The organism is Glycomyces endophyticus (assembly GCF_039531525.1).
Lineage (GTDB): Bacteria > Actinomycetota > Actinomycetes > Mycobacteriales > Micromonosporaceae > Glycomyces > Glycomyces endophyticus.
In genome coordinates, this window is the sequence record NZ_BAAAQF010000009.1 from 1 (window position 1) to 26978 (window position 26978).

The 26978-nt window shown below is 71.9% G+C and carries 26 protein-coding genes, 1 tRNA gene and 1 riboswitch; of the genes, 11 read left to right on the forward strand and 16 right to left on the reverse strand.

From position 1 onward, the window contains the following. Positions 1 to 249: 249 nt before the first annotated feature. The 6 genes from rplS to proS all read right to left on the reverse strand — a co-directional run bounded on the left by rplS (position 250) and on the right by proS (position 4323). Entirely contained in the window at positions 250 to 600 is a 351-nt protein-coding gene (gene rplS, locus ABD419_RS12775; protein WP_344486918.1) for a 50S ribosomal protein L19, read from the reverse strand. 88 nt (positions 601 to 688) lie between these two features. Then, positions 689 to 1459 (reverse strand): tRNA (guanosine(37)-N1)-methyltransferase TrmD, encoded by a 771-nt coding sequence (gene trmD, locus ABD419_RS12780; protein WP_344486921.1) that lies wholly within the window; start codon positions 1457 to 1459, stop codon positions 689 to 691. After that, complete coding sequence (gene rimM / locus ABD419_RS12785) at positions 1459 to 1956, reverse strand: ribosome maturation factor RimM (RefSeq protein WP_344486924.1); 498 nt, start codon at positions 1954 to 1956, stop codon at positions 1459 to 1461. Before rimM ends, trmD begins: the two co-directional genes overlap by 1 nt. Before the next feature lie 64 nt (positions 1957 to 2020). After that, complete coding sequence (locus tag ABD419_RS12790) at positions 2021 to 2251, reverse strand: RNA-binding protein (RefSeq protein WP_026922808.1); 231 nt, start codon at positions 2249 to 2251, stop codon at positions 2021 to 2023. 3 nt (positions 2252 to 2254) lie between these two features. Further along, a complete protein-coding gene (rpsP, locus tag ABD419_RS12795; RefSeq protein ID WP_344486936.1) occupies positions 2255 to 2755 on the reverse strand; it encodes a 30S ribosomal protein S16 in 501 nt (166 codons plus the stop codon). Between the two features lie 161 nt (positions 2756 to 2916). Beyond that, on the reverse strand, positions 2917 to 4323 hold the full coding sequence (proS, locus tag ABD419_RS12800) for a proline--tRNA ligase (protein WP_344486939.1): 1407 nt from the start codon (positions 4321 to 4323) through the stop codon (positions 2917 to 2919). Between the two features lie 154 nt (positions 4324 to 4477). On the opposite strand from proS, the gene ABD419_RS12805 reads away from it, so the two are divergent. The 3 genes from ABD419_RS12805 (at position 4478) to ABD419_RS12815 (ending at position 8819) form a co-directional block, all read left to right on the forward strand. Continuing rightward, positions 4478 to 6856: an HAD-IC family P-type ATPase gene (locus ABD419_RS12805; RefSeq protein WP_344486942.1), complete on the forward strand. Its 2379-nt coding sequence runs from the start codon at positions 4478 to 4480 to the stop codon at positions 6854 to 6856. Between the two features lie 115 nt (positions 6857 to 6971). Continuing rightward, positions 6972 to 7928: an ATP-binding cassette domain-containing protein gene (locus tag ABD419_RS12810; protein WP_344486945.1), complete on the forward strand. Its 957-nt coding sequence runs from the start codon at positions 6972 to 6974 to the stop codon at positions 7926 to 7928. A gap of 36 nt (positions 7929 to 7964) precedes the next feature. Then, on the forward strand, positions 7965 to 8819 hold the full coding sequence (locus tag ABD419_RS12815) for an ABC transporter permease (protein ID WP_344486947.1): 855 nt from the start codon (positions 7965 to 7967) through the stop codon (positions 8817 to 8819). A gap of 60 nt (positions 8820 to 8879) precedes the next feature. Here the strand turns inward: ABD419_RS12815 and ABD419_RS12820 are convergent, their stop codons facing one another. Beyond that, positions 8880 to 11861: an ATP-binding protein gene (locus ABD419_RS12820; protein WP_344486950.1), complete on the reverse strand. Its 2982-nt coding sequence runs from the start codon at positions 11859 to 11861 to the stop codon at positions 8880 to 8882. Between the two features lie 303 nt (positions 11862 to 12164). Between ABD419_RS12820 and ABD419_RS12825 the strand changes: the two genes are divergently transcribed. Continuing rightward, on the forward strand, positions 12165 to 12656 hold the full coding sequence (locus ABD419_RS12825) for a hypothetical protein (protein ID WP_344486953.1): 492 nt from the start codon (positions 12165 to 12167) through the stop codon (positions 12654 to 12656). Between the two features lie 55 nt (positions 12657 to 12711). On the opposite strand, the gene dapC is transcribed toward ABD419_RS12825, so the two are convergent. Then, entirely contained in the window at positions 12712 to 13827 is a 1116-nt protein-coding gene (gene dapC, locus ABD419_RS12830) for a succinyldiaminopimelate transaminase (protein WP_344486956.1), read from the reverse strand. Between the two features lie 3 nt (positions 13828 to 13830). After that, entirely contained in the window at positions 13831 to 14151 is a 321-nt protein-coding gene (fdxA, locus tag ABD419_RS12835; protein ID WP_344486959.1) for a ferredoxin, read from the reverse strand. 97 nt (positions 14152 to 14248) lie between these two features. Here fdxA and ABD419_RS12840 point away from each other — a divergent pair, with 97 nt between their 5' ends. After that, the gene (locus ABD419_RS12840; protein WP_344486962.1) at positions 14249 to 15169 is read left to right on the forward strand and encodes a GNAT family N-acetyltransferase; all 921 of its coding nucleotides are present in this window, start codon (positions 14249 to 14251) and stop codon (positions 15167 to 15169) included. On the opposite strand, the gene ABD419_RS12845 is transcribed toward ABD419_RS12840, so the two are convergent. Together ABD419_RS12845 and ABD419_RS12850 are read right to left on the reverse strand one after the other, a co-directional pair. Continuing rightward, positions 15159 to 15650, reverse strand: a complete 492-nt coding sequence (locus ABD419_RS12845; protein WP_344486965.1) for a hypothetical protein — start codon at positions 15648 to 15650, stop codon at positions 15159 to 15161. The two genes, ABD419_RS12840 and ABD419_RS12845, sit on opposite strands and share 11 nt — an antisense overlap. Next, a complete protein-coding gene (locus ABD419_RS12850; protein ID WP_344486967.1) occupies positions 15647 to 16057 on the reverse strand; it encodes a hypothetical protein in 411 nt (136 codons plus the stop codon). Before ABD419_RS12850 ends, ABD419_RS12845 begins: the two co-directional genes overlap by 4 nt. A gap of 89 nt (positions 16058 to 16146) precedes the next feature. Between ABD419_RS12850 and ABD419_RS12855 the strand changes: the two genes are divergently transcribed. Next, positions 16147 to 17883, forward strand: a complete 1737-nt coding sequence (locus ABD419_RS12855; RefSeq protein ID WP_344486970.1) for a SulP family inorganic anion transporter — start codon at positions 16147 to 16149, stop codon at positions 17881 to 17883. Here the strand turns inward: ABD419_RS12855 and ABD419_RS12860 are convergent. Then, positions 17821 to 19371, reverse strand: a complete 1551-nt coding sequence (locus ABD419_RS12860) for a heparinase II/III domain-containing protein (protein ID WP_344486973.1) — start codon at positions 19369 to 19371, stop codon at positions 17821 to 17823. The genes ABD419_RS12855 and ABD419_RS12860 overlap by 63 nt on opposite strands. A 96-nt stretch (positions 19372 to 19467) precedes the next feature. On the opposite strand from ABD419_RS12860, the gene ABD419_RS12865 reads away from it, so the two are divergent. From ABD419_RS12865 to ABD419_RS12875, 3 genes are all read left to right on the forward strand, one after another. Next, a complete protein-coding gene (locus ABD419_RS12865) occupies positions 19468 to 20118 on the forward strand; it encodes a MerR family transcriptional regulator (RefSeq protein ID WP_344486976.1) in 651 nt (216 codons plus the stop codon). Positions 20119 to 20168: 50 nt separating this feature from the next. Further along, entirely contained in the window at positions 20169 to 20978 is an 810-nt protein-coding gene (locus ABD419_RS12870) for a spermidine synthase (RefSeq protein WP_344486979.1), read from the forward strand. 332 nt (positions 20979 to 21310) lie between these two features. Continuing rightward, positions 21311 to 21474: riboswitch (cyclic di-AMP (ydaO/yuaA leader) on the forward strand. A 7-nt stretch (positions 21475 to 21481) separates the two neighbouring features. Next, positions 21482 to 22477: a C40 family peptidase gene (locus tag ABD419_RS12875; RefSeq protein ID WP_344486982.1), complete on the forward strand. Its 996-nt coding sequence runs from the start codon at positions 21482 to 21484 to the stop codon at positions 22475 to 22477. Between the two features lie 206 nt (positions 22478 to 22683). Here the strand turns inward: ABD419_RS12875 and ABD419_RS12880 are convergent, their stop codons facing one another. Beyond that, entirely contained in the window at positions 22684 to 23634 is a 951-nt protein-coding gene (locus ABD419_RS12880; RefSeq protein ID WP_245712345.1) for a sigma-70 family RNA polymerase sigma factor, read from the reverse strand. Between the two features lie 609 nt (positions 23635 to 24243). On the opposite strand from ABD419_RS12880, the gene orn reads away from it, so the two are divergent. Continuing rightward, complete coding sequence (gene orn, locus ABD419_RS12885) at positions 24244 to 24876, forward strand: oligoribonuclease (protein ID WP_344486991.1); 633 nt, start codon at positions 24244 to 24246, stop codon at positions 24874 to 24876. Between the two features lie 57 nt (positions 24877 to 24933). Then, a tRNA-His gene (locus ABD419_RS12890) sits at positions 24934 to 25009 on the forward strand. Positions 25010 to 25062: 53 nt separating this feature from the next. Here the strand turns inward: ABD419_RS12890 and ABD419_RS12895 are convergent. From ABD419_RS12895 to map, 3 genes are read right to left on the reverse strand one after another with little or no spacing between them, the layout of a single operon-like run. Beyond that, positions 25063 to 25539, reverse strand: a complete 477-nt coding sequence (locus ABD419_RS12895) for a DUF1707 SHOCT-like domain-containing protein (protein WP_344486993.1) — start codon at positions 25537 to 25539, stop codon at positions 25063 to 25065. A gap of 37 nt (positions 25540 to 25576) precedes the next feature. Beyond that, positions 25577 to 26116: a DUF1707 SHOCT-like domain-containing protein gene (locus ABD419_RS12900; RefSeq protein ID WP_344486995.1), complete on the reverse strand. Its 540-nt coding sequence runs from the start codon at positions 26114 to 26116 to the stop codon at positions 25577 to 25579. Between the two features lie 23 nt (positions 26117 to 26139). Continuing rightward, entirely contained in the window at positions 26140 to 26976 is an 837-nt protein-coding gene (gene map / locus ABD419_RS12905; protein WP_344486997.1) for a type I methionyl aminopeptidase, read from the reverse strand. Between the last annotated feature and the right edge of the window lie 2 nt (positions 26977 to 26978).

Below are 26978 nucleotides of genomic sequence, written 5' to 3' on the forward strand. Positions count from 1 at the left end.
CGCGACGGGGCCGCCGGAGCCGGGACCGCCGGCGCGGGGGCCGTCGGGCAGCCGGGCGGGGCGACCGGGGGCGCCGGGGGGCACGGGGGCGCCGGACCCGCCGGCGCCGGGGAGGCGGCTCCAATCGATGCGGCGGGGGCCCTTCGCCCCGTCGGAGGGACCGGGACTCATGAGGTGAGGGTAGCGGAAGCGCCGCAGGTATGGAAAAACCCCGGACGCAGTCCGGGGTCCTTCGGTGTCGCGGGCCGGTTAGAGCTCGCGGCGCTCCTTGATCTTGGTCGCGGCCTTGCCCTTGCGGTCGCGCAGGTAGTACAGCTTGGCGCGGCGGACCTTGCCTCGCATGGCGACCTCGATGGAGTCGACCATGGGGCCGTGCACCGGGAAGGTGCGCTCGACGCCGATGCCGTAGCTGATCTTGCGGACCGTGAAGGTCTCGCCCAGTCCGCCGCCGTGGCGGCGGATGACGACGCCCTGGAACACCTGGACGCGGGACCGGTTGCCTTCCTGGATACGGACGTTCACCTTGACGGTGTCGCCGGGACGGAAGTCCGGCACGTCGGCGCGCATGGAGGCGGCGTTCAGCTCATCCAGAATGTTCATTGGTTTCAACCCTCGTTGATGAAAAGTTCAGGAGTTCCGGACCGGGAGAGGTACCGCTTGAACGGGCGGGACGTCACGGGGAACCGTCTTACTCTGCCACACCCTGCCCGGGCACGGCGAGCCCGGCTCCTTCGAGGAGGAGCCGGTCACGTTTGTCGAGGCTACCCGCCTCCAGCCGTTCCAGCAAATCCGGCCGGGCCCGCGCGGTGCGCAGGAGCGCCTGCTCACGCCGCCACCGGTCGACCTTGCCGTGGTCCCCCGAGAGGAGGACCGGCGGGATCTCGTGGCCCCGCCACTCGGCGGGCCGCGTGTACGCCGGGGCCTCCAGGAGGCCCGCGTTGTGCGACTCGTCGTCGAGCGAGGCGGCGTTGCCGAGGACGCCGGGCACCAGCCGCGCCACGGCCTCCACGATCGCGAGGACCGCGACCTCGCCGCCGAAGAGCACGTAGTCGCCGATGGAGACCTCGGTGACCTCCATGCGGGAGGACGCGTGGTCCACGACCCGCTGGTCGATGCCCTCGTAGCGGCCGCAGGCGAACAGGAGCCACGGCTCGGCCGCGAGTTCGTGCGCCATGGCCTGCGTGAACGGCCGCCCGGCCGGGCTCGTCACGAGCAGGCGCGGCCGGTCCTCGCCGGGCACCAGCTCGTCGAGGCACTCGCCCCACGGCTGCGGTTTCATGACCATCCCGGCCCCGCCGCCGGCGGGCGCGCCGTCCACCGAGTGGTGCACGTCGTGGGTCCAGCGGCGCAGGTCGTGCACGTCGAGGTCGATGAGGCCGCGCTGGCGGGCGCGGCCGATGAGCGAGAGGTCCAGGGGCGAGAGGTACTCGGGGAAGACGGTGACGACGTCGATCTTCACTACAGCTCCAGCAGGCCCGGGGGCAGGTCGACGGTGATGACGCCGGTCTCGAAGTCGATCTCCTTGACCATCTCGGCGACGAACGGGACGCGCGCGGGGTGGGTGCCCTGCCGCTTGACGACGAGCGTCTCGTGGCCCGCGCCGTGCTCGATGCGGGCGACCGTCCCGATCTCGGCGCCGTCGGCGTCCCTGACCGCGAGGCCCTCGAGGTCGTCGTCGCGGAACTCGTCCTCGCCGAGGTCGTCCTCGCCGACGTCGACCGACAGCAGCACGCCGCGCATGAGCTCGGCCGCGGTGCGGTCGGGGACGCTCGCGAAGCCGACCATCGGCCGGCCCTGGTGCCAGCGCACCGTGGTGGCCGTGAGCGGGCCGTGCTTGGTGGCGTACACGGTCCCCGGCTGGAACCGGGCCTCGGGATCGTCGGTGCGGACCTCGACGATCAGCTCGCCGCGCAGCCCGTGGGGGCGCACGATCCGGCCGACCACGACCTCTGCCATTGCTTGCCTCTCCTTGCGAACGCGACAGCCCCGGGGGCGACCCCCGGGGCTGTGGCGTTATGACTCAGTAGGAATCGACGACCTCGACGCGGATGCCGCGACCGCCGATCGAGCCGATGACCTGCCGCAGCGCGTTGACGGTGCGGCCGCCGCGGCCGATCACCGTGCCCAGGTCGTCCGGGTTGACCCGGACTTCCAGGCGCTTGCCGCGACGCGAGTCGACCAGACGGACACGGACATCGTCAGGGTGATCGACGATGCCTTTCACAAGGTGTTCAAGCGCTGGTCGCAGCACGGTCTACTCCCCTTTTTCGTCGGACGCCTCGGCGGCCTCCGCCTTGACCTCTTCAGTCTTAGCCGATTCGTCGGCCTTCTCGGCGGACTTCTTCGACTTGGCCGCGGGCTTCGTGTCGGCGGCCTTGACGGCGTCGTCCGAGACGTAGGCCTTCGACGGGTCGATACCGGACTCCTTGAGGGCCGCCACGTACAGCGACTCCTTCTCGGGCTTCGGCTCGGCGACCTTCAGCGGCGCCGGCTCGGGCAGGCCCTTGAAGCGCTGCCAGTCGCCGGTCTTGCGGAGGATGGCCTTGACCTGGTCGGTCGGCTGGGCGCCGACGGAGAGCCAGTGCTGGACGCGGTCGGACTTGACCTCGATCCGGGACGGGTTCTCCTTCGGGTGGTAGATCCCGACGTTCTCAATGACCTTGCCGTCGCGCTTGACCCGCGAGTCGGCGATGACGATGCGGTACTGGGGAGTACGGATCTTCCCCATACGCGTGAGGCGAATCTTCACTGCCACGTTCTTGTTACTCCTGTAATAAGGATCACGCAGCGCGCCCGCTATCCAGGGGAATCACTCCGGATCGCGTTCGCGCTGAAACCTGGCTTTGCGTCACGGTTGTTGAGAGGGCACCCGTCCCAAAGCTCATGTACAGCGACCGAGTCTAGCCTACGGAGGGATCAGTACGACCGCGCCAGGTAGGCGATGAGACCGGACTCATCCAGGGAGTCCGGTACCGAGCCGTCCTCGCGTTGCAGGACCCGGACCGTGACCGAGGATTCGGCGGCCTTGCGCTCCCCCTCGACGCCGCAGGCGTCCCAGGGCAGTCGGGCGTAGCCGGTCTGGGCGGCCTCGACGGCCTCCTCGACCGTGGCCGCGTCGGCGGTGTGCGACTCCCGGAACTCCAGGGCCTCGTTCCACAGCTGGTCCTGGGCGCCCTGGAGCGCGGCGGCGACGGCCTCGGCGAGCATCCCGAGCGGGACGGTCTCCTTGGTGCCGGCGACGCGGGAGACCACGGTGGCCTCGCCGTTCTTCAGGTCGCGGGGGCCGATCTCGATGCGGACCGGGTAGCCCTTGAGCTCGGCGTCCACGGCGCGGCGGCCGAAGGCCACGTCGCCGCGGTGGTCGAGCTTGACGCGCAGGCCGTCGCCCTTGAGCTCGTCGTGGACCTTCCGCGCCGCGGCCTGGACCTCGTCGGTGTCCTTGACGACCATGACGCACACCTGCACGGGGGCGAGGTTCGGCGGCACGCGCAGGCCCGCGTCGTCGCCGTGGCCCATGATGAGCCCGCCGATCATGCGGGTCGAGGTGCCCCAGGAGGTGGTCCAGCCGTGGGCCTGCTTGCCGTCCTTGCCCTGGAACTGGATGTCGAACGCCTTCGCGAAGTTCTGGCCCAGCTCGTGGGAGGTGCCCATCTGGAGGGCCTTGCCGTCGCGCATGAGCGACTCGACGGCGAACGTGTTCAGGGCCCCGGCGAAGCGCTCGGCCTCGGTCTTGATGCCGCGCAGCACGGGCAGCGCCAGCACGTTCTCCATGAAGTCGGCGTAGACCTCGTGGAGGATGCGCAGCGTGAACGCGTGGGCGTCCTCGTAGCTCTCGTGGACGGTGTGCCCCTCCTGCCACAGGAACTCCGAGGAGCGCAGGAACAGGCGGGTGCGCAGCTCGTAGCGCATGACGTTGCACCACTGGTTGAGCAGCAGGGGCAGGTCGCGGTACGAGTTGACCCACTTCGCCATGTACTCGCCGATGACGGTCTCGGAGGTGGGCCGGATCGCGAGCTTCTCCTCGAGCTCCTTGCCGCCGCCGTGCGTGACCATCCACAGCTCGGGAGCGAAGCCCTCGACGTGGTCGGCCTCCCGGGTGAAGTAGGACTCGGGGATGAGCAGGGGGAACGAGGCGTTCTCGGTGCCGGTGTCCTTGATGCGGGCGTCCATCTCGGCCGTCATGCGCTCCCACAGGGAGAACCCGGACGGTCGGATCACCTGCGAGCCGCGCGCCGGCCCGTTCTCGGCCAGCTGGGCCTTGGCGATGACGTCCTGGTACCAGCGAGGGAAGTCCTCGCCCTGCGGTGTGAGTACATTGGCCATAATCAGGGATTCTACGGGCCGGGCCCCCCGGGGCCGCAATCGGATAAGCCCGCCTGGGACCCGCGCCGCCTCCGCATTTCGGAGGAGGGGCGTTCGGGCCGTTTCCGTCCTTCGGCGGTGATACAGAACGGCGAGAGTCGCATAAGCTGTCGACGTGACAACACCCATGCTGGCAGGCGACCGCGGCCTGACTGCCGCCGAGGTGGCCGAGCGCGTCCAGGCCGGAGCCGTCAACGAGGCGAAGCGCCACACGAGCCGCCCGTTCTCCGCGATCCTGCGCGCCAACCTGTTCACCCCGCTCAACGCCGTCATCGGCGTGCTCGCCGTCATCGCCGTGACGTTCGGCGGCTGGAAGCAGGGCCTGTTCGCGGGGGTCATCATCGCGAACATCCTCATCGGAACGATCCAGGAGCTGCGCGCCAAGCGCACCCTCGACAAGCTCTCGCTCATGAACCAGGCGAACGCCAAGGTCCTGCGCGACGGCGAGGTCCAGGAGGTCCCGCCGAACCGGATCGTCAGGGACGACCTGGTGTTCGTCGAACCCGGCGACCGCGTCGTCGTCGACGGCCCCGTCGTGGAGTCCCGCAACCTGGAGATCGACGAGTCGCTGCTGACCGGCGAGGCCGACCCGGTCGCGAAGGCCCCCGGCGACGAGGTGCGGTCCGGCTCGTTCGCCGTCGCCGGCACCGGCCTGTTCCGGGCCGAGCACATCGGCGCGGACTCCTACGCCGCCAAGCTCGTCGAGGAGGCCAGCAAGTTCACGCTGGCCCGCTCCGAGCTGCGCGAGGGCATCAACCGCTTCATCAAGCTCATCAACTGGCTGATCGTGCCGATCGCGCTCCTGCTCATCGTCAGCCAGGCCGCGGACGCCCAGAACTGGCGCGAGATCATCGTCTCGACCGTCGCCGGGATCGTGCCGATGATCCCCGAGGGCCTGGTGCTCCTCACCTCCGTCGCGTTCGCCGTCGGCGTCGTCCGCCTCGGCGCCCGCAAGTGCCTCGTGCAGGAGCTGCCCGCGATCGAGGGCCTGGCCCGCACCGACGTGCTGTGCCTGGACAAGACCGGCACCCTCACCGAGGGCGGCATGGACGTCGACGAGATCCGCCCCATCGAGGGCGCCGACGCCGACGGCGTCTTCGAGGCGCTCGCCGCGCTCGCGGCCGCCGACGACAGCCCCAACCCCACCATGCAGGCCGTCGAGGCCCACCTCGCCGAGCGGGAGGTCGGCGACCCCCGCTGGCGCGTCATCGACGTCATGCCCTTCTCCTCCGCGCGCAAGTGGAGCGGCACCCGCTTCACCGACCACGGCACCTGGCTCCTCGGCGCGCCCGACGTGCTCCTGGAGTCCGGCGACCCCGTCGCGATGGACGCCGACGTCCTCGCCGCCCAGGGCCTGCGCGTCCTCGCGCTCGTCACCGCCGAGTCCGCCTCGACCACCGGCGGCGTCACCGGCGTCAAGGCCCAGGCCCTGGTGATCCTGCGCCAGCGCCTGCGCTCCACCGCGGCCGCGACCCTCGCCTACTTCAAGGAGCAGGGCGTCGCCGTCAAGATCATCTCCGGGGACTCGCCCGCGGCCGTGGGCGCGGTCGCCGCGCAGCTCGGCGTCGAGGGCGCCGCGGACACCGTGGACGCCCGGCGTCTGCCGGAGGACCCCGAGGAGCTCGCCGACCTGCTGGAGCGGGCCACGATCTTCGGGCGGGTCAAGCCGCACCAGAAGCAGATGTTCGTGCGGGCGCTCCAGTCGCGGGGCCACACCGTGGCGATGACCGGCGACGGCGTCAACGACGTCCTCGCGCTCAAGGACGCCGACCTGGGCATCGCGATGGGCTCGGGGTCGGCGGCGGCGCGCTCGGTCGCGCAGGTCGTGCTCCTGGACGACGAGTTCGCGACGCTCCCGCACGTGGTCGCCGAGGGCCGCCGGGTCCTCGGGAACATCGGGCGCGTGTCGAACCTGTTCCTCACCAAGACCGTGTACGCGATCGCGCTGGCGCTGTTCATCGCGGTGGGCGCGTCGATCGCGTGGATCGCGGGCGGCGAGCCGCTGCCGTACCCGTTCCTGCCGATCCACCAGTCGCTCATCAACCTGTTCACGATCGGCCTGCCGGCGTTCTTCCTGGCGCTGGCGCCGACGTTCGACCGGGCCCGGCCCGGGTTCGTGAAGCGGGTCCTGAAGTTCGCGATCCCCGCGGGGATCTGCTGCGCGGTGCCGACGTTCGCGGTGTACCTGGCGGCGCTGGCGCACGACGGCTACGAGTCGGACCTGCCGCAGACGACGGCGGCGATCACGCTGTTCAGCCTGGCGCTGGTGGCGCTGGCGATCGTGGCGAAGCCGTACACGTGGTGGAAGGGACTGCTGGTCGGGGTGTGCGCGGGCGCGTTCGTGCTGGTGCTGGCGGTGCCGCCGTTCGCGCGGTTCTACGAGCTGGAGCTGCCGGGCGTGTGGAACACCACTGCGGCGGCGATCGCGGTCGGCTGCGGCGTGGCGGCGCTCCTGTTCTGGCTGGTCGTGCGGCCGAAGCATTTGCGCGACTGACGCCGGCCGAAGTGATCCGGGGCCCTGCTACATCGGATGTAGCGGGGCCTCGCGGCGTCTGGCGGGGCGTGTAGCGCCTCCGGGGTGAAGGCAGTAATTCACTCAGGAGGCCGACATGGCAAGCGAGACCGCGATCCGGGCCGAGGGGCTCGTCAAGCACTTCAAGGAGATCAAGGCCGTCGACGGCGTGGACCTGGAGGTCCCGGCGGGGACGGTGTACGGGGTGCTCGGGCCGAACGGCGCGGGCAAGACCACGACCGTGCGGATGCTGGCCACCCTGCTGCGTCCGGACGCGGGCACCGCCACGGTGTTCGGGAACGACATCGTCGCCGACCCGTCGGCGGTGCGCACCCAGGTGAGCCTGACGGGGCAGTACGCCTCGCTGGACGAGGACCTGACCGGTGCGGAGAACCTGGTCCTGCTGTCGCGGCTGTACGGGTTCGGGAAGCCGGCGGCGCGGTCGCGCGCCGAGGACCTGCTGGAGGCGTTCGGGCTCACGTACGCGGCCGGGAAGCAGGTGAAGAGCTACTCGGGCGGGATGCGGCGGCGGCTGGACATCGCCGCGTCGATCATCATCACGCCGCGGCTGCTGTTCCTGGACGAGCCGACCACGGGCCTGGACCCGCGCAGCCGCAACCAGGTGTGGGAGGTCATCCGGACGATCGTCGGCGAGGGCACCACGGTGCTGCTGACGACGCAGTACCTGGAGGAGGCCGACCAGCTGGCGAGCCGCATCGCGGTCATCGACACCGGGAAGGTCATCGCCGAGGGCACGCCGGGGCAGCTGAAGTCCTCGGTGGGCGCGGGCTCGATCAAGCTGCGGCTGCACCACACCGACCAGCGCGAGCACGCGCGGGCGGTGCTCGCCGAGGCCCTGCGGGCCGAGGTCGAGCTCGACGACGACCCCGTGGCGCTCACCGCGCGGCTGCTGCCCGGGCAGGACAACGCCGTGCAGGGCGCGCACGCGCTGAGCGAGCTGGCGAAGGCCGGCATCCTCGTCGACGACTTCTCGCTCGGCCAGCCGAGCCTGGACGAGGTCTTCCTCGCCCTCACCGAGCGCGTCGACGCCTAGTCAGTGGACTGAGAGAGATAAGAGGAAGAACCCGTCATGGCTTTCACCGAGACCAAGAGCACCGATCAGGACGCGCCGGCTCCCGTCGAGAAGGACCGGCTCCGCAAGCTGCTGAACCAGGGCGAGCGCCCGGCGCCGCCGAGCGCGTTCGCGTCGGCGCGGGCGTTCGCGTGGCGTTCGATGCTGAAGATCAAGCACGTGCCCGAGCAGCTGGGCGACATCCTGGTGTTCCCGATCATCATGCTGCTCATGTTCACCTACCTGTTCGGCGGCGCGATCGCCGGCGGCACCGGTGACTACCTGCAGTTCCTGCTGCCGGGCATCATGGTCATGAGCATCGTGATGACGACGATCTACACCGGCATGTCGGTGAACATCGACATCAACAAGGGCGTGTCGGACCGGTTCCGGACGCTGCCGATCTGGCGGGCCGCGCCGATGGTCGGGTACCTGCTGGCGGACATGTTCCGGTACGCGGCGGCCGGGGCGATCATGTTCGGGACCGGCATGATCATGGGCTACCGGCCCGCGGGCGGCGCGGCCGGCGTGCTGCTGGGCGTGGGGCTCCTGCTGGTGTTCTGCTTCGCGTTCTCGTGGGTGTGGACCTGGCTGGGGCTCATCACGCGGTCGGAGAAGACCGTCATGTCGATCTCGATGTCGATCATGTTCCCGATGACGTTCCTGTCGAACATCATGGTCGACCCCTCGACGATGCCGGGCTGGCTGCAGCCGGTCGTGGAGAACACGCCGATCAGCCAGCTGGTCGACGGCGTGCGGGGCCTGTTCGACGGGACGTCGCCGTCGGGGGCGATCGCGACGACGCTCATCTGGTCGGCCGGCTTCGTGGCGGTGTTCGGGTTCCTGACGCTCAGGGCCTACAACCGCAAGTGAGACTCGATCCAACACCCGGCGGGGCCGGGCGGACCTCCCGGTCCGCCCGGCCCCTTCGCGTCAGAGGGTCCATTTCGGGGCCTCTGGTCCGGGCCGGTAGGCGCAGGAGGAGCCGGTGGCGACGGCCTCGCGCAGGTGCGCGCCGAGCGCCGGGTGGCCGTCCTCGATCTTCTTGAGGGTGTTGCGGATGCGGTTGGTGACGGACTTGCGGGCCCGTTCGTGGTTGTCGCCGAGGCGGCGGGAGCGGCCGCCGAGGCCGGTGGCGGCCTTGAGGTGCTCGATGAGGGCCCGCCGCTCGGTGTCGAGGGCGGCGGCGCGGGCGTCGTCGCCGATCGCGGTGGCGGTGTCGATCTGCTCGTCGAGGACCTCCAGGTGCTCGCGGAAGCGGGCGCGGGACGCGGCGTCGAGGACGTCGTCGCCGCCGAGGCGGGCGTCGGCGGCGACGGCCTCGGCCGGGTCGAGGAGGTCGGCGGCGGCGATGTCCTCGCCCGGGTGCGCGAGCAGTTCGCGGAGGTCGGCGAGGCCCTTGGCGTGCGGCAGGTGCAGCACGGCCCCGCCGTAGGCGAGGGTCCAGGTGGCGCCCTCGCGGCGGAACACGTCGCCGGCGGCGGGGGGCGCGGCGGGCGGCGCCTCCAGGCAGGCGAGCCCGGCGCGGGCGGCCTCCGACCAGGGCGCGGCGTCGAGCCGGTCGGCCTGCTCGAAGGCGTTCCGGAAGTGGGCGGCGGCGCGGTCGCGGTCGCCAAGGGAGGCCGCGAGGGTGCCGAGCCAGTGGCTGATCGGCCCGCTGACGCTGGTGCCCCACATGGCGATGAGCCATTCGCCCTCGTGGGGGGCGAGCCGGTCGTAGACGGCGCGCGCGAGGTCGGCGTCGCCGTCGGCGACGGCGAGTTCGGCCTCGAAGCGGAGCATGAGCGACTCCCACGAGCCGTACATGTCGTCGACGGCGGCCAGGCGGTCACGGAGGCGGCGGGCCCGGTCGGTGTCGCCGGAGCGGAGCGCGCCGATCCCGGTGAGCAGGTCGGTGTAGTGGCCGCCGTAGTACGAGCGCCGCAGCCCGGTCGTGTCGGGGATGCCGCCGCGGGCGAGCTGGAGCTCCCAGCGCAGGTGGGCGACGAGGTCGAGGTGGGCCTTCTCGTCGACCATCAGGGAGGCGGCCTCGTCGATGCGCGCCGCCGCGGCGTCGAATCGGCCCTGGAGGATGTCGGTGATGGCCTGGTCGATGTTCGAGCCGCCGTGCCAGTGCTCGGTCTCGGCGGCGTCGGCGAGGGCGCGGAACGCGGCGAGCTGCGCGAGGTACGCCGGGTCGCCCTGCTCCAGGAGCACGACCCACCGGAGCGAGGAGGAGAGCAGGCGCATCTCCTCGTCGCCGGTGCGGCGGGTGATCTCGGCGAGCTCCTCGACGATCTCCTGGCGCCGCGCGGCGGTGCCGGGGCCCCAGTTCGAGGCGTGCGTGGCCCACAGGCCGAACGAGATCTCCTCGTCGTCGCCGGACTCGCGGGCGGCGATCATGAAGCGGTACAGCAGCTGCCGGGAGAGGGCCTCGTGCTCCAGGCCCGGTTCGGGCCGCTCGCCCGCGAGCCCCTCGTAGGCGAGGGCCTTGAGCCGCATGAGCTCGGCGACGTCCTCGGTCTGCGGGGCGTCCATCGCGGCGCGCGCGAGGAGCATCGGGTCGCCGGAGTCCTCGGCCTCGTGGAGCGCGAGCGCGAAGATCCCGCGGGCCTCGTCCTCGCGTTTGAGCCAGTGCACGGCGTCGGCGAGCTGGAGGCGCAGCAGGACCCGCTTGCGGACCATGCCGGGCGCGCACCGCTCGACGGCGCGGCGGAAGTACTTCTCGGAGCTGGCGATGCTCATGCACGAGTTGGCCTTGGCGCCAGCGCGGGCGATGAGGTCGACGGCGGTCTCGGGGTCGAGGTCGTCCCCGGCGACCCACGCGTGGTGGGCGATCTCGGTGACGAGCATGTGCTTCTTGAGGGACTGGTCTGCCTGGAGGGCGCGCACGACGCAGCCGTGGTGGTGGGCGGCCTCGGCGGGGTCCATGGACTGGTAGAGGGTCTCGCGGACGAGGTCGTGGACGAACACGTACCGGTCGCGCTCGCGGCGCACGAGCCGGGTCTGGCAGGCGAGGTCGAGGGCGGCCTCGATCCGGAACTGCTCGAGGCCGGAGGCCTGGGCCATGACGCCGGCGTGGAACTCGCGGCCGCCGACGGAGGCGAGGGTGAGCATGCGCAGGATCGGCTCGGGGAGCTGGTCGATGCGGCGGCGCAGGGCGTCGCGCATGCCGGCGCTGGTGGCGTCGACGGGCTGCCCGGAGGCCCACAGGAGCGCGGACTGCTCGACGAAGAACGGGTTCCCGCCGGTGCGGCGGGTGATCTCGGCGACGGTGTCGGCGTCGGGGGCGGCGCCGGCGGTGGCCTCGACGAGCGCGGCGACGCCGTCCTCGGTGAGGCCGTCGAGGCCGACCATGGCGGCCTTGGCGACGAGCTGGAGCATGCGGCCGCGGAGGCGGTGCCCGGGGTCGATCTCGGAGTCGCGGTAGGTGCCGACGAACAGGACGCGTTCGAAGAAGGTGTGCTGGCACGCGAACTTGAGCAGTTCGATGCTGGCGGTGTCGGAGAAGTGGAGGTCGTCGAGGACGATGAGGAGCGGCCGGAGCCGGGAGGCGCCGATGAGGAGCTGGGTGACGGCGTCGTGGAGCTCGAAGTCCACGGGCCGGGTGCCGTCGCGCTCGCCGAGGAACGCCTCGATCGCGGGCGCGGGCCGCAGGGCGGTCCAGGCCTCCTCGCCGAGGCGGCCGCGCAGGGACCGCAGGACCTGGAGCCAGAGCCAGTTGTCGGGGACGGCCTCGGACTCCCAGGAGGTGGCGAAGGCGACGAGCAGGTCGTCGCGGCGGCCGGCCGCGGCCTCGGTGACCAGGGCGGTCTTGCCGATGCCGGCCTCGCCGACGACGAGGACGAGGCCGCCGTGGCTGGCCGCGGTGCGGTCGACGGCCGCGCGCAGCGCGGAGGCGGGGTGGTCGCGTCCGATGAGCAGCGAGTCAGTCACCCGACCAGTGTGGCCGAAGGGTCCGACGCCCGCCACCGGGTTCCGGCGGCGACTGTCGGATTCCGGACTCCGGTGTTTACCGGCGATCGTCCTGCTCAGGGCGGGTCCATGGGCGAGGATGCCAGTGCCCGCCATGTTCGGTTTCACTGAAGCGGAGCGGGAGTAACGAGGAGTACATAAAGTCCTACGGAAAGTTAGGCATCCCGGTGCCGATGGCGCGGCCGGGGCCGTCCCCACTGACGGCCTTTGAAGGCAGGACCGCGCCTGAGCCGGGGTCGCCGACAATCCACGGGAGTAATCCTCATGGCAGAGTCCATGTTCACAGTAGAACGAGACCGGACGCCGAAGACCAAGACCTGGCGGGCCGTGTTCGTCGGCCTCGCCGTCCCGGTGGCGATGCTCGCCGCCGCGCCGGCGGTCAGCGCCGCCGAGCCCGCCGACCGGGCGGAGACCGTCGCCGCGGAGCAGCTGCCGCCGCTCCCGGTCGACCCGCCGCCGCTGCCGGGCGGGCTGCCCGACCCGACCGCGCTCACCGACCTGGCGACGTGCCTGACCGACCTGCAGGCCGCGCTCGACGCCGGGGCGCCGCTGCCGGCCGAACTCGAGGAGGAGTACGAGCAGCTCCCGCCGCTGCCGGTGCCGGGCGTGCCCGGCGGTGACGCGCCGGCGCTGCCGGACATCGGGGCCCTGGCCCAGACCTGCCAGGACATCCTCGCGACGGTGACCGGCGCCGTGCCGGACCCGGGCCTGCCCGTCGACCCGCCGGTCGACGTTCCCGCGGTCCCGAAGGACTGACGCACGCATGGAGCAGGGGCCCGCGGCATCCGGCCGCGGGCCCCTGCTTCGTGTGCTACTTCAGCCGCCCGGCGGCGTCCGCCACGGCCTCGTCGGTGGCGGTCAGCGAGAGCCGCACGTGGCGGTTCCCCTTGGCGCCGTAGAACTCCCCCGCGGCGGCGAGGATGCCGCGGTCGGCCAGCCACGCGACGGTGTCCCAGCAGTCCTCGTCGCGGGTGGCCCACAGGTAGAGCCCCGCGTCCGAGTGGTCGATGCGGAACCCGGCGGACTCGACGGCGGCCCGCAGGACCTCGCGGCGGCGGCCGTAGCGCTCGCGCTGCTCGATCGCGTGCTCCTCGTCGTGCAGGGCCGCGATGGTGGCCCGCTGGACCGCCCACGGGACCATGAAGCCCGCGTGGCGGCGGATCTCCAGGAGGTCGGCGACGATCGCGGGGTCCCCGGCGAGGAACGCGGAGCGGTACCCGGCCAGGTTGGAGCGCTTCGACAGCGAGTGCGCGGCCAGCAGGCCGGTGAGGTCGCCGTCGTTGACGCGCGGGTCGAGGACCGACACCGGCGGGTCCGCCTCGTCCCAGCCGAGCGTCAGGTAGCACTCGTCGGAGGCGAGGACGACGCCGTGCTCGCGGGCCCAGCGGACGAGGTCGCGCAGGTGCCCGACGGTGGCGGTCTCGCCGGTCGGGTTCGTCGGGTAGTTGATCCACGCCAGCCGCAGGCGCGGGCCGGCGGCGTCGCGCGGGTCGGCGACGGGGAGCGGCTCGGCCCGGGCGAGGATCGCGCCGACCTCGTACGTGGGGTAGGCGATCTCCGGGTAGGCCACGGACTCGCCGGGGCCGATCCCGAGCTGGAACGGCAGGTTCGCGACCAGTTCCTTCGAGCCCACGGTCGGCAGGACCGCGACGTCCTCGGCGACCCCGGTGTGGCGGTGCAGCCACGAGCGCATCGCCGCGGCGAGCTCGGGCGGACCGGCCACGGTCGGGTACCCGGGGAACGCGGAGCCCTCGTCCAGGGCCGCGCGGATCGAGTCCGGCACCGGGTCGACGGGCGCGCCGACGGTCAGGTCGACGAGCCCTTCGGCGTGGGCGGCCGCGCGCTCCTTGTACGGAGCCATCCGGTCCCACGGGAAGCGCGGCAGCCGCCGCGCCGGGGAGGCGCTGTGGAGGCGGCGCGGCGCCATCGGCTACTCCTCTTTCGCGGGCAGCTCGGCCACGAACGGGACGTCGCTGTCGATCTTGCCGACCTTGGAGGCCCCGCCGGGGCTGCCGAGGTCGTCGAAGAAGTCCACGTCGGCCTTGGTGTAGGCGGCCCACTCCTCGGGGACGTCGTCCTCGTAGAAGATCGCCTCGACCGGGCACACCGGCTCACACGCACCGCAGTCGACGCACTCGTCGGGGTGGATGTAGAGCTTCCGGTTGCCTTCGTAGATGCAGTCGACGGGGCATTCTTCAATGCAGGCCCTGTCGAGCAGGTCCACGCACGGCTCGGCGATTACGTAAGTCACGAGTCGTCCTTCCTACAGCGCGCAGTCGGGCGGACTGCGCTGAGATGAGCCTAAAGCTTATTTCCTCTAGTAGACCCGAAGGCTTGGGGTGCGCCAGATGCTGGGACCGGAGTTCGTCGGCCGCCGCGTGGTGGTTCGGATCAGGTTGCGCGACGCCCGGCCCGGTCGGCGGTTCACGGACATCACGGGCGAGCTTATCGAGTTCGGGGCCGAGCGCTGGCGCGTGCGGCCCGCCGCAGGGGCAGTCGTCACCATCGAACCGGGCGCCGTCGTCGCCGCGAAGGCGATCCCGCCGCGGCCCGTCAAGTTCTCCGAGATCATCGGCCTGGAGCGCCTGCTGGCCGAGACCTGGCCCGCGGTCGAGACCGAGCCGCTCGGCGGCTGGCTACTGCGCGCCTCGGGCGGGTTCACCAACCGCGCGAACTCGGTCCTGGCGCTCACCGCGCCCGAGGGCGGCCTCGACGCGGCCGTGGCCGCGGTCGAGGCCTGGTACGCCGCGCGCGGGCTGCCCGCGAAATTCTCCCTCGCCGGGCCGGTCACGCGGCGGCTGGAGGACGAGCTCGCCGCCCGCGGCTGGGAGGCGCGCATGGAGACCGCGGTGATGGTCAAGGCGCTCAAGGACACCGCGTACGAGGGCGAGGCGGTCGTGTCGCACGCGCCGAGCGCCGCGTTCCTGGAGCAGACCGGGCGCGGCGACGCCGCGACCGCCGAGCGGGTGTTCGGCGCGGGCCCCGGCCGGGCCTACGCGGAGATCCGGCGCGGCGGCGCGCTCGCCGCGCGCGGGCGCGGCGCCGTGGCCGGGGACCTCCTGGCCGTCACGAACGTGGGGACCCTCCCCGGGCTGCGCAGGCAGGGCCTGGGCACCGAGGTGCTGGCGGCCCTGGAGGCGTGGGGGGCGCACAGCGGCGCGGCGCGCGCCGCCCTCCAGGTGGAGGCCGGCAACGCGCCGGCGATCGAGATGTACCTGCGGCTGGGCTACGCCGAGCGCTACCGGTACCGCTACCGGGTCAGGCCTTAGCGGCGGCGGCCTTGCGCGACGGGCTGGCCTTGCGCTCGAACGCGATCCTCGTGGCCTTGAGCTCGCGGCCGTAGCGGTCGACGCCCAGGGCCATCACGATGAGGAAGCCCACCCAGCCGGAGACGGCCAGCAGCGCGAAGTAGATCGGGACCTGCGAGAACACGCCCTGGAGGTCCGGGTAGTCCACGCGGGCGATGAGCGGGTTCACCAGGACCGCGAACAGGGTCGCGACCAGGAAGATGACGAGGAGCTCGCCGGTGATCTCCTGGCGGCGGCGGCGCACGCCCCACCAGATCCCGGCGGCGACGGCGACGGCGGCCATCGCGCCGAACGTGTACACGCCCACGAGGTCGCCGACCGCGGTGCCCTCGCCCCACACGTTCGAGGCGATCCGGCCGCCGAGGTTCGCGGCGATCAGGCCCAGCGCGAAGCCGTAGATCGACGGCCAGTGCGGCATCAGGAGGCGGCTGAGGAGGGTCACTGTCGGGACTCCTTCGGGGCAGAGGGGGCTTGCTGCGGTCTGGGACGAAAATACCGCCACAGCGACACGGCGATCCCGGCGGTACCGGCCAGGAGCAGCGCGTAGCCGTTGAAGCCGCTGGTGACGACCAGCGACCCGGCGGCGGTGGGCATCGAGGCGGCCAGGACCACGCCGAACCAGGCGAGCGCGGTGAGCAGCGCGCCCCACCGGCTGCCGGTCCACCACACGGCCAGCGCGGCGAGCGCCCAGTTCCCGGCGAACGCGAGGGCCCCGGCGAGCGGGACGGCGACGCCGTCCCAGTAGGTCGGGACGAGGAACGATTCGATCAGAGCGGCGAGGACCGCCGCGGCCGCCGCGACGACCGCGCCGCCGACCCGGACCGCCGTCTCCAGACCTCTCTCACGCACGGTGGCGATCCTACGGCAGCAACCGAACCGGTCGCCGCCCCGGCGCGTTGGAGGCGTGCTCGCGGACCACCGGACGGGACAATACGCTCATGACCACGCTACGAGAGACAACTGACACGAAACGCCGACGGTTCCGACAGCTGTTTCCCGAACGGTCCGACTTCGCGCACGTCAGCCGCCACTGGCACACCGACCTCCTCGCCGGGCTCACCGTCGCGGTCGTCGCGCTGCCGCTGGCGCTGGGGTTCGGGATCGCCTCGGGTCTGGGGGCCTTCGCGGGCCTCATCACCTCGATCATCGCCGGGGTCCTCGCCGCGCTCCTGGGCGGCTCGAACCTCCAGGTCACGGGCCCGACCGGGACGATGGCGGTGGTCCTGGTGCCGCTCGCGGCGACGCACTCGCACACGGGCGTGATGCTCGTGGGGATCATGGCCGGGATCATGCTGGTCGCGCTCGCGCTGCTGGGCGCGGGCCGGTACGCGCGGTACGTGCCCGTCCCGGTGGTCGAGGGGTTCACCGCGGGCGTCGCGGTGGTGATCGCGGTGCAGCAGCTGCCGCCGTCGCTGGGGCTGCCGTCGCAGAACGCGCACCTGATCACGGGCGCGTGGGAGTCGGTGCGGACGTTCGCGGCCGCGCCGGACTGGGCGCCGGTCGCGGTCGCGGCCGGCGTGGTCGCCGCGATCCTCCTCGGCTCGCGCCTGCACTCGCAGATCCCCACGCCGCTGCTCGCGGTGGTCGCGGCGACCGCGATGGTGTGGTTCGCGGACCTCGACGTGGACGTCATCGGGTCGCTCCCCCGCACCATCCCGGCCCCCGAGGCCGGGTTCCTCGACTTCGCGGCGGAGGCCCCCGAGCTGGTGGCGGCCGCGATCGCGATCTGCGCTTTGTGCGCGCTGGAGTCGCTCCTGTCGGCCACGGTGGCGGACAACATGACGGTGGGCCGGCACCACAACCCGGACCGGGAGCTGCTGGGGCAGGGCGTGGCGAACCTGGTGACGCCGTTCTTCGGCGGGATGCCGTCCTCGGGGGCGCTCGCGCGCACGGCGGTGAACGTGCGGTCCGGGGCGGCCGGCCGGCTCGCGTCGCTGACGCACGCGCTGGTGCTGGCGCTCATGATGCTCGCGCTGGCGCCGCTGGTCGCGCACGTGCCGCTGGCGGCGCTCGCGGGCGTGCTCATCGCGACGTCGATCCGGATGATCGAGGTCGGCTCGATGCTGGCGCTGGCGCGGTCGACGCGGGCGGACGCGGCGGTCATGTGGCTGACGCTGACCGCGACGGTGCTCGGCAACCTGGTGTGGGCGGTGGCGGTGGGGATCGCGCTCGCGGGGCTGCTCGCGCTGGGGCGGATCTCGCGGTCGGTGTCGGTGGAGGAGGAGCCGATCGACCACGGCGACCACCACGACGAGGAGGCGGCGCTGCTGCACGAGCACATCGTGGCGTACCGGCTGGAGGGGCCGCTGTTCTTCGCGGCGGCGCACCGGTTCCTGCTGCAGCTCCTGGACGTGGCGGACGTGCGGGTGGTGGTCCTGCGCATGAGCCGTGTGTCCACGATGGACGCCTCGGGGGCGACGGTCCTCGCCGACGCGATCAAGCGCCTGGAGCACCGCGGCATCGCCGTCTACCTCTCGGGCCTCGAACCGGTGCACGCGAAGCCGCTGGAGGCCCTCGGCGTCCTGGAGCCGCTGTGGCAGCAGGGCCGCCTGTTCGAGCACACCAAGGAGGCGATCGCGGCCGCCCGCCGGCGCCTCAAGGCCGACGGGCTCCTAGAGCAGCTCGAAGCGGAGGCGGGAGGTCTCCGCGGGCAGGCCGAAGCGGAGCGCCCATAGCCGGTCGTGGAAGCCGCGGTGGTCGACGGTGTCGACCGAGTCGACGACGGCGTCCTCGGGGTTGAGGCCGTGGAGGACGAGGCTGCCGCGCTCGCCGGTCCAGACCGCCCGGTCGCCTTCGAGCTCGGGGCGGATGCGGCTGACGAACGACTCGGTGAGCTCGGGTCCGAAGTCGCGCAACGTGATCCGCTCGCCCTTCCACGCGAACTTGCGGATGAGGGCGCCGTCGCCGTACGCGTCGACGTACACCTCGACGCCGTCGGGGCCGTCCACAAGCTCGGCGCGGGAGTCCTCGCCGGGCTGCTGGGCGGCGCCCTCGACGGTGGGCACGGAGTGCCACGCGGCCGAGGGGTGCACCTGCTCGTATCGCTCTGGGCCGAAGTAGGCGGCGGTGTACTCGCCGGCCCCGGCGTCGCAGAGGAGCTGCTCGCCGTCGACGGCGATGATGAACGAGCCGAGGTCGAGGTGGTTGTGGGGCTCCTCGTTGTAGCCGCCCTTGACGGCGAGGGCCCACATGCGGCGGCCGATCCGGCGGCGCTCGACGAACCAGCCGACCTCGGGCAGGAGCGTGCGGGAGGGCTCGATCGACTCGGGCAGCGGGCGCCCCCACTCGAGGGTGCGGGTCAGCGGGGCCCAGCGCGCGCACTCGTCCTCGGCGAAGGCCTGGGGGCGGGACGCGGCGGGCAGTTCGACGCCGAGGCGGTCGTGGAGCCGGGTGAGGAGCCCGGCGGGCAGGAACGGGTCGGCGTCGGTGTCGCCGAACGTCGCGAAGGACCCGGGGTGGAGCTGGGCGCGGGCGGGGAACGCGGCGATGGCCTCGTTGCCTTCGAGGAGGTCCTCGCCGGTGGCCTCGCGCCAGGCCTCGGCGAAGTACGTGAAGTACCCGAAGCCGTAGATCCAGTAGTAGACGCCTTCGACGCAGCCGCCGTCGGGCCCGAAGGAGAACAGGTAGCTCTGGAGGGCGGGGAGGACGCGGGCGCGCACGACGTCGGTGTCGTACCCGAGCGCGAGCGCGGCCATCCCGGCCGCGCCGGCGCACACGGCGGTCCAGTTGGAGATCCGCAGCTCCCACCAGAGCGGGAACTCGGACTCGAAGAACGGGTCGAGCACGCGCTCGCGGATCTCGGCCTCGATCTGCTCGCGGCCCTCGACGTCCTCGCGCAGGCGCAGGATCTCGGCGAGGGTCTGCGCGGTCTCGCACGCGAACAGGTCGACGCAGGTGCGCGGGTCGAAGTCCTCGCCCCAGTGGGCGGGCAGCGCCCAGGACCGCTCCTGGCACACGTCCTTGATCAGCGAGGACAGCGCGGCGGCCTCCCCGGTGATCGCGAGGGCCGCGAGGTGGCGGCGGCGCGCGAAGTACTGGGACTCGTACGGCAGGCGGCGGCCGGTCGCGGCGAAGTCGTCGGCCAGCGCGGGGTCGAAGTCCGGGACCGGCCGCGCGGCGATCTCGCGGAGCTCTTCGAGGAGGGCGGTTCGGAGGTCATGCATCGACCAGCGCCTTTCCGGCGGGGTGGGGTTCGGGGCGGGGATCCGGCCGTCGCTCAACGGTAACGCGCGCGCGCATTCCGTCATAGACTGCCTCGTATGCGCATAGGCGAGCTGTCGGACAGGACCGGCGTTCCGGCCGCCACCATCAAGTACTACCTGCGTGAGCACCTCCTCCAGCCCGGCGAGCACGGCGAGGGGAACACCGTCGAGTACGGCCCCGCGCACGTGCACCGGCTGACGCTGATCCGGGCGCTCTCGGAGACCGCCGGGCTGTCGGTGGCGCAGATCGGCGAGGTGCTGACCGTGCTTGCGCGCCATCAGGACTCGGCGTTCCAGGCGCTCGGCGCGGCGCTCGCGGCGACGCACCGCGACCCGGCGTTCTCGCTGGCGAGCGAGGGCACGACGGAGGCCGCGGAGCGGACCGTGGACCAGCTGCTGGGCGAGTACGGGTGGGCCGAGGTGGCACCGCCGATGTACCGCGACGCGATGGTCACGGCCCTGAGCGCGTTCTACCGCTTGGGGAACCCCGACCCGCAGGAGGTCCTGGGGCACTACGCCGACGCGGCCGCGGCGCTGGCGTCGGCGGACATGGAGGCGATCGCGGAGGCCTCGAAGGTCGAGGGCGTCGACGTCGAGCAGGCGGTGGTCGCGACCGTCCTGGGCGAGACGGTGTTCGCGGCGCTGCGGCGCATCGCCCACATCGCGGCCTCGGCCCGGACGCAGGCGTCGCAGGGTCCCGGGGCGTAGGGCCCGGCCGCCCGATACGCTCGCCTCCCCCGATCACGAACGGCTCCGCCATGAAGGACGCGCTCCGCTTCGACCGCGACCCCGACCGCCCGAACCTGCTGCACCTGGTCTACGACGAGGTCGTGCAGGCGACCGTCGACCTCGACGACCCGACGTACCTGGACGCCGAGTACATGCAGCGGATCGCGTACCTCGTCGACGCCGCCGCCGAGCCGCGGCGGCCGCTGCGGGTCCTGCACCTGGGCGCGGGCGGGCTCGCGCTGGCGCGGTACACGGCGGCGACGCGGCCGGGCTCCTACCAGCAGGCGGTCGAGACGAACGAGGCGCTCATCGAGCTGGTGCGGGCCGAGGCCCCGCTGCCGCGCGGCGTCAAGGTGAAGATCCGCCGCACGGACGCCCGCGCGGCGGTCGAGTCGGCGCCCGAGGGCAGCTACGAGTTCGTCATCACCGACGTCTACGACGGGGCGCGGGTGCCCGCGCACCTCACGGGCGTCGAGTTCCTGCGCGCCGCGGACCGGGTGCTGCGCCCGGGCGGGCACTACGCGGCGAACCTGTGCGACGGCGGGCAGATGACGTTCCTCAAGCCCGCGCTCGCGGCGATGCGGGAGGTGTGGCCGCACGTGGCGGTCATGGCCGAGCCCGCGGTCCTGCGCGGGCGCCGGTTCGGGAACGTGGTCGCCGCGGCCTCGGCCGCGGAGCTGCCGATCGCCGCGCTCCGGCGCCGCTGCGCGGGCGCGGCCTTCCCGTGCCGCGTCGTCGAGGGCGCCGAGCTCAGCGAGTACATCGGCGGCGCGGCCCCGGCCACCGACGCCACCGCGATCCAGTCCCCGCCGCCGCCGCGGTCCCTGCGGAGCTTCTGACGACCCGCCCGCGGGCCGGCCGCCGGGTGCTGCCGGACCGCTCGAAAGCGGGGCGCCCGGCGCTGCGACGGCCCCTGGCGAACCGTCCCGGCGGACGGCCTACCCGCGAGTAGCCCGTTCGGACAATAAACCCGCAGGATAGTGGCCCTGTCTCCCGTCGCGTCACCGCTGTCCGGTCTCCACGGGTGAGGGCCCTCACAGCGGACTTGGCGATGCGGGTCACCCTGTATTAGCGTCGGCGCCTGTTCCGGTCGGGTCCTCAGGGCTCCCCCAGAGACCCACCCGTCCGGACCGCCGAGCCGCGCCGCGCATGACGCCCGTTCCTCCCGGTACGGGGCGAGACACCGCAGCGCGGGCCGGGGACCCAGCCGCGCCGTTCCCCCCATCAGACGGCGCACGGGGTGAATCCCGCTCAGGCCGCATCGCCTGCGCGGGTAGGGCGATCTTCCCTGCCCGAACCCGACAGCTAACCCGGTAGGCGGCCGAGGAAGAAAGGCCACCTGGTGGCTCAAGCCTGCACTGACATCGACCACCGATCGCGCGCCGCCGCGATCCTCCGCCGCATCGCCGCCTACGCCGGCGTCACCGTCGCCACCGTCGGGCTGGTGACCGCCTTCGCCGGCAGCCGGGCCCACGCGGCCGACATCGAGTACGACACCGCGTCCGCCTCCGAGATCGAGGACCACCTCGAGGACCTCGAATCGCAGCGCACCGACGCCGGCGCCTCCCTCGACGGCCTCCAGGCGCAGCTCACCGCCGCGCAGGCCGTCATCACCGCCACCTCCGAGGACTACGGCACCACCGGCGCCCAGCTCCTCGACGTCACCGCCGCGGTCGAGTCCGCCGAGGACGAGCTCGGCGCGAAGGTCTCCACGCTCGTGGCGTACGCGCAGGAGCAGTCCGACAAGTACGCCGAGGCCCAGACCGCGGCCGAGACCGTCGACGCGCTCGAGCCGCAGATCACCGAGCTCCAGGCGCAGGTCGGCACCCTCGACGCGCAGATCAAGGAGGCCCAGGCGGCCTACGACGAGGCCGCCGAGGCCGAGGCCGCCGCAGCCGCCGAGGCTGCGGCCGAGGCCGAAGCTGCCGCCGCGGCCGAGGCGGAGTCCTCCTCCTCGTCGTCGTCCTCCGACTCTTCCGCCGAGTACAGCTCGGACGCCGCCACCGCCGCGGTGCAGTTCGCGAAGGACCAGCTCGGCGAGTCGTACGTGTTCGGCGCCGCGGGCCCCGACACCTGGGACTGCTCCGGCCTCATCGCCGGCGCCTACGACGTCTCGGGCATCTCCCTGACCCACTCCACGTGGACGATGTGGGACGAGACCAGCGGCATCAGCCGCGACGAGCTCAAGCCCGGCGACCTGGTCTTCTACAACGGCCAGAACCACGTCGCGATGTACATCGGCGACGGCCAGGTCATCCACGCGCCCAAGCCGGGCGACGTCGTGAAGATCTCGGACCTCGACATGGGCATGTCGATCGACGGCTACCGCCGCGTCTGATCGGCCGCCGCGCCGCGCGAGCGGCGCTCGTGTTCGCATCCGCCCCCGCTTGCAAGCGTGCCCGGCGGGTGCGACACGGCCGGCCGGCGCGAAGGCGGCCGGCGGGACAACGACAGCGACAGCGACAGCGACAGCGACAAATGCATACGGAAAGGGCCGGGGCTGATGCCCCGGCCCTTCGCCGTCAGATTCCCTTACTTACGCCTTCAAGCCGCCTCGGCCATGACCTGGTCGTTGGCGAGCTCCTTGAGGCGGGCCAGCGCCTGGATCTCCAGCTGCCGGATGCGCTCGCGCGACAGGTGGAACCGGTGCGCGACCTCGGTGAGCGAGTGCTCGCGGCCGTCTTCGAGCCCGTAGCGGGCCTTGACGATGCCGGCCGAGCGCTCGTCGAGGTGGTTGAGCATCATCTCGATGCGCTGGCGCTCCATGCCGGCGAGGACGACGTCCTCGGGGCTGGGCTCGTCGGAGTCGGCGACGAGGTCGCCGAGGTTGGTGTCGCCGTCGTCGCCGATCGGCGTGTCCAGTGAGACGGTGTCCTGGCTCCAGCGGATGAGCTCGTTGACCCGCTCGACCGTGACGCCGAGTGCGGCGGCCACCTGGTCGGGCTCCGGGTCGCCGCCGAGCTCACGGGTGAGCTGGCGGGTGACGTTGCGCATCCGGTTGACGTCCTCGACCAGGTGCACCGGCAGGCGCACGGTGCGCTCCTGCTGGGCGATCGCCCGGCTGATGGCCTGGCGGATCCACCACGTGGCGTACGTCGAGAACTTGAAGCCGCGCGCGTAGTCGAACTTCTCGACCGCGCGCACCAGACCGGTGTTGCCCTCCTGGATCAGGTCGAGCATCGGCATTCCGGAGCGGACGTACCGGCGGGCGATCGACACGACCAGCCGCAGGTTCGCCTTGATGAACTGCTCCTTCGCGCGCGCGCCGTCCTCGATCAGGCGCTTGAGCTCCTTCTCGGAGGCCGCGCCGAAGGTCTCCCCTTCACCGAGCAGGTGCTTCGCGAACAGACCCGCCTCGACCGCCTTCGCCAAGTCGACCTCGGCGGCCGCGTCGAGCAGCGGCGTCTTCGAGATCTCGTGCAGGTAGACGCCTACAAGGTCTCGTTCCTCAGCGACCTCTTGGGTGGTGAGGGTGGGTGTTTCAGTAGTATCCACGCTCAAGGTCTCCTCCAGCTTCCTCGTCCCCCGACACCGCGTGAACGGTGTACCAGTTACAACGACCGCTTCGTTGCGTGGAATTCCGTGCCCCGGTGTTCGATGCGCCACGGTTACGGAATCGATGCCAACGAGTGCCCTTCCGGGCCGTCGCACAATCCCGCAAACCGGTCTCTCGGGCTATGCTCGGTTCACGGCTCCCGTCACAGGGACGGGTGCGGCGGACGCTCATGATGCCTCTGAGACGGGGATCACCTCACCGAAGTTGCGGCGGGGCGACCCGAGTCCTGGTCACGGTATCGTCTCCGGTCTGCTTCATCGCAAACCTTCAATCTCTAGGGGTACACGCGCCTTACCTTGAAAAAGTTGAGAGATCATCTCTTTGCGGCCCGAATCACTAGGTTTCCGGCCGAGAAGGCGGCGACGCTCTGATACCCGCACCATAGCGGACGGTAGCGGTGACAAGCAACACCATTCCCAGCTGTTGATGTCGGATTCCGAGCACCCCTCGTTCCCTCCAGTCTGCGCCTCCCGCGGCCCCCGCGGGGGACTTCCGGGCCCGTGACACGAAGATCACGCCCGTGACCGCCTGCGCGTAGAGTTGGCCGGGTGACAGAAGAACGCCTTGTGTGGGTCGACTGCGAAATGACCGGCCTCGACCCGGACACCGAAGCCCTCATCGAAATCGCCGTGCTCGTCACCGAACCGGACCTGACCCCTCTGGACGACGGCGTCGACATCGTGATCGCGTGCGACGGCGCCGTGCTCGACGACATGGGCGCGTTCGTGGCCGACATGCACGCCAAGTCCGGACTCACCGACGAGGTCCGCGCGTCGGAGATCAGCCTGGCCGAGGCCGAGGACGCGGTGCTCCAGTACATCAAGCAGCACGTGCCCGAGGCCCGCACGGCCCCCTTGTGCGGCAACTCGGTCGCCACGGACCGCACGTTCATCACCAAGTACATGCCGCGCCTCGACGAGCACCTGCACTACCGCATGATCGACGTGTCGTCGATCAAGGAGCTCACCCGGCGCTGGTACCCGCGCGTGTACTACAACCAGCCGCCCAAGGGCCTGGCCCACCGCGCGCTCGCCGACATCAAGGAGAGCGTGAAGGAGCTGGAGTACTACCGGCGCACCGTGTTCGTGGGACTGCCCGGTCCGACGAGCGAGGAGGCCAAGGCGGCCGCGGCGACGCTCGCCGAGACCCCGGGTGAGACCCCGAACACCCAACCCCGTTGACACCACTCGGGGCCCGCTGGCTATTATTGTCCCCGGCTTCCTTGTTGAAGCCCGATGGTGGTCGTAGTTCAGCTGGTAGAACGCTTGGTTGTGGTCCAGGAGGTCGCGGGTTCAAGTCCCGTCGATCACCCCATCAGAGAAGGCCCTATGGCATTGCCATAGGGCCTTTCGCATGTCCGGGGCCGGTTACCGCTGGTTCCGCTTGCGGCGCAGGCGTTCCTTGCGCTTGCGCTCCTCGGCCGGGCGCATGATGCCGCGCTCCGCGCCCGTGAGCGCGACGCCGACGACCAGGAGCGGGACCATGACCCAGATGGGCCAGAAGTAGATCGAGCTCTCGGTGAGGGCCTCGACGACCACCCACACGCCCAGGTTGATGCCGATCGGGATCGAGAACCCGAACCACATCCACTTGATCCAGTCGGGGGTGCGGAGCTTCTCGGGCTCCTCGGCCTCCAGGAGGCGCTGGTAGGACGGCAGGTCCGCGAGGACGACCTCGGCGTCGCCGACGGTCTGGGCCGCGAGGAGCACGTCGACGCGCTTCTCGTACTCGTCGAGGTCGATGTACCCCTGGTCGACGGCCGAGCGGAGGATCTCGGTCAGGGCGCCGCGCTCGGGGTTGCCGATCCGCATGGTGCGGTCGCCGTACCGTTCGAGGGAGGACATTCGGGCTCCTTGGGGATGGGTGTGCGGAGGGCGGGCGTCAGTGGGAGGTGCTGCCGTGGTGGCCGCCGTGGTGGCCGTGGCGGTGGCCCCGCTCGCGGCGGTCCCCGTCGTCGTCGTCGTCATCGTCGTCATCGCCGCCGAACCCGAGGTTGACGACCTGGAGGACGGTGGCGATGCCCAGGCCGAGGATCGGCCAGATCGGCCAGAAGTACGGCATCTCGCCGCTGCCGATCCAGGTCGCGAACCAGACGCCGGTGGTGATGAGGCCGACCGTGATGAGGCCCTGGAGGGCCGGCAGGCGCTTGAGCGGGTTGCCGCGGCGGGCGGGCGGGGCCGCTGCGGCGGGCGCCGCGGCCTCCTGGGCGGGGACGACCTCGCCGACCTTGGGACGGCCGCCGGGCAGGTCCTCGAAGATGAGGTCGAGCTCGGCGTTGGTCTTCGCGTTGTACGCGGCCATCGAACGCTCGTCGAACTCGCCGAGGTCGATCCGACCCTCGTCGAGGGCCGCGCGGAGCTGCGCGATCGCCTCGTCGCGGTCGTCGTTGGAGATGCGCAGCCTGCCCTGGTCTTCGGTCACGACGCCATTATGGCACCGGAGTCCTATTCAGCGCGAGCCGCGCTCGCAGCCAGTTCGCCCAGCTGTTCGACACCGCCGTCGGGGGCCGTCAGCACCCACACGCCGTCCTCGCAGAGGGCGATGGTGTGCTCGGTGTGGGCGGCGACCGAGCCGTCGTCGGTGACGATGGTCCAGCCGTCCTCGAGCTCGGCCGTGTCCGGGGAGCCGAGGGTGATCATGGGCTCGATCGCCAGGGCCATGCCCGGGCGGAGCTTCGGGCCCTCGCCGGGGCGGCCGTAGTTGAGGATGTGGGGGTCCTGGTGCATCTCGGTGCCGATGCCGTGCCCGCCGAAGCCGGTGACGATCCCGTACTCCCCCGAGCGCTCCACCGAGTGCTCGACGGCGTGGGAGATCCCGCCGAGGCGCTTCGCGGTCGCGGCGGCCCGGATGCCGGCCCACATGGACGCCTCGCAGGCCTCGCGCAGGGCGGTCAGCTCGGGGGCGACCTCGCCGATCTCGATGGTGATCGCGGCGTCGCCGTGCCAGCCGTCGACGATCGCGCCGACGTCGACCGACAGGAGGTCCCCCTCGCGCAGGACGGCGTCCCGCGCGGGGATGGCGTGGACGACCTGCTCGTTCACCGAGGAGCAGATCGAGGCGGGGTAGGGGCCGAAGCCGATGTCGTAGCCCTTGAAGGAGGGCACGGCGCCGGAGGAGCGGATGACCTCCTCGGCGATCCGGTCGAGTTCCGCCGTCGAGACGCCCGGACCGGCGGACTCGCGCATGGCCTGGTGGACCTCGGCCACCACGAGTCCCGCGGCCCGCATGGTGCGGATCTGCTCCGGGGTCTTGTACTGGATCCGGTCGCGACGGCGGAACACGG

What these genes read in the sequence shown, in the direction of transcription:
- rplS (WP_344486918.1), bottom strand. Translation starts at nt 600, where the DNA reads ATGAACATTCTGGATGAGCTGAACGCCGCCTCCATGCGCGCCGACGTG.
- rimM (WP_344486924.1), bottom strand. Translation starts at nt 1,956, where the DNA reads ATGGCAGAGGTCGTGGTCGGCCGGATCGTGCGCCCCCACGGGCTGCGC.
- proS (WP_344486939.1), bottom strand. Translation starts at nt 4,323, where the DNA reads ATGGCCAATGTACTCACACCGCAGGGCGAGGACTTCCCTCGCTGGTAC.
- ABD419_RS12810 (WP_344486945.1), top strand. Translation starts at nt 6,972, where the DNA reads ATGGCAAGCGAGACCGCGATCCGGGCCGAGGGGCTCGTCAAGCACTTC.
- ABD419_RS12815 (WP_344486947.1), top strand. Translation starts at nt 7,965, where the DNA reads ATGGCTTTCACCGAGACCAAGAGCACCGATCAGGACGCGCCGGCTCCC.
- ABD419_RS12825 (WP_344486953.1), top strand. Translation starts at nt 12,165, where the DNA reads ATGGCAGAGTCCATGTTCACAGTAGAACGAGACCGGACGCCGAAGACC.
- dapC (WP_344486956.1), bottom strand. Translation starts at nt 13,827, where the DNA reads ATGGCGCCGCGCCGCCTCCACAGCGCCTCCCCGGCGCGGCGGCTGCCG.
- ABD419_RS12840 (WP_344486962.1), top strand. Translation starts at nt 14,249, where the DNA reads ATGCTGGGACCGGAGTTCGTCGGCCGCCGCGTGGTGGTTCGGATCAGG.
- ABD419_RS12855 (WP_344486970.1), top strand. Translation starts at nt 16,147, where the DNA reads ATGACCACGCTACGAGAGACAACTGACACGAAACGCCGACGGTTCCGA.
- ABD419_RS12860 (WP_344486973.1), bottom strand. Translation starts at nt 19,371, where the DNA reads ATGCATGACCTCCGAACCGCCCTCCTCGAAGAGCTCCGCGAGATCGCC.
- ABD419_RS12865 (WP_344486976.1), top strand. Translation starts at nt 19,468, where the DNA reads ATGCGCATAGGCGAGCTGTCGGACAGGACCGGCGTTCCGGCCGCCACC.
- ABD419_RS12870 (WP_344486979.1), top strand. Translation starts at nt 20,169, where the DNA reads ATGAAGGACGCGCTCCGCTTCGACCGCGACCCCGACCGCCCGAACCTG.
- ABD419_RS12895 (WP_344486993.1), bottom strand. Translation starts at nt 25,539, where the DNA reads ATGTCCTCCCTCGAACGGTACGGCGACCGCACCATGCGGATCGGCAAC.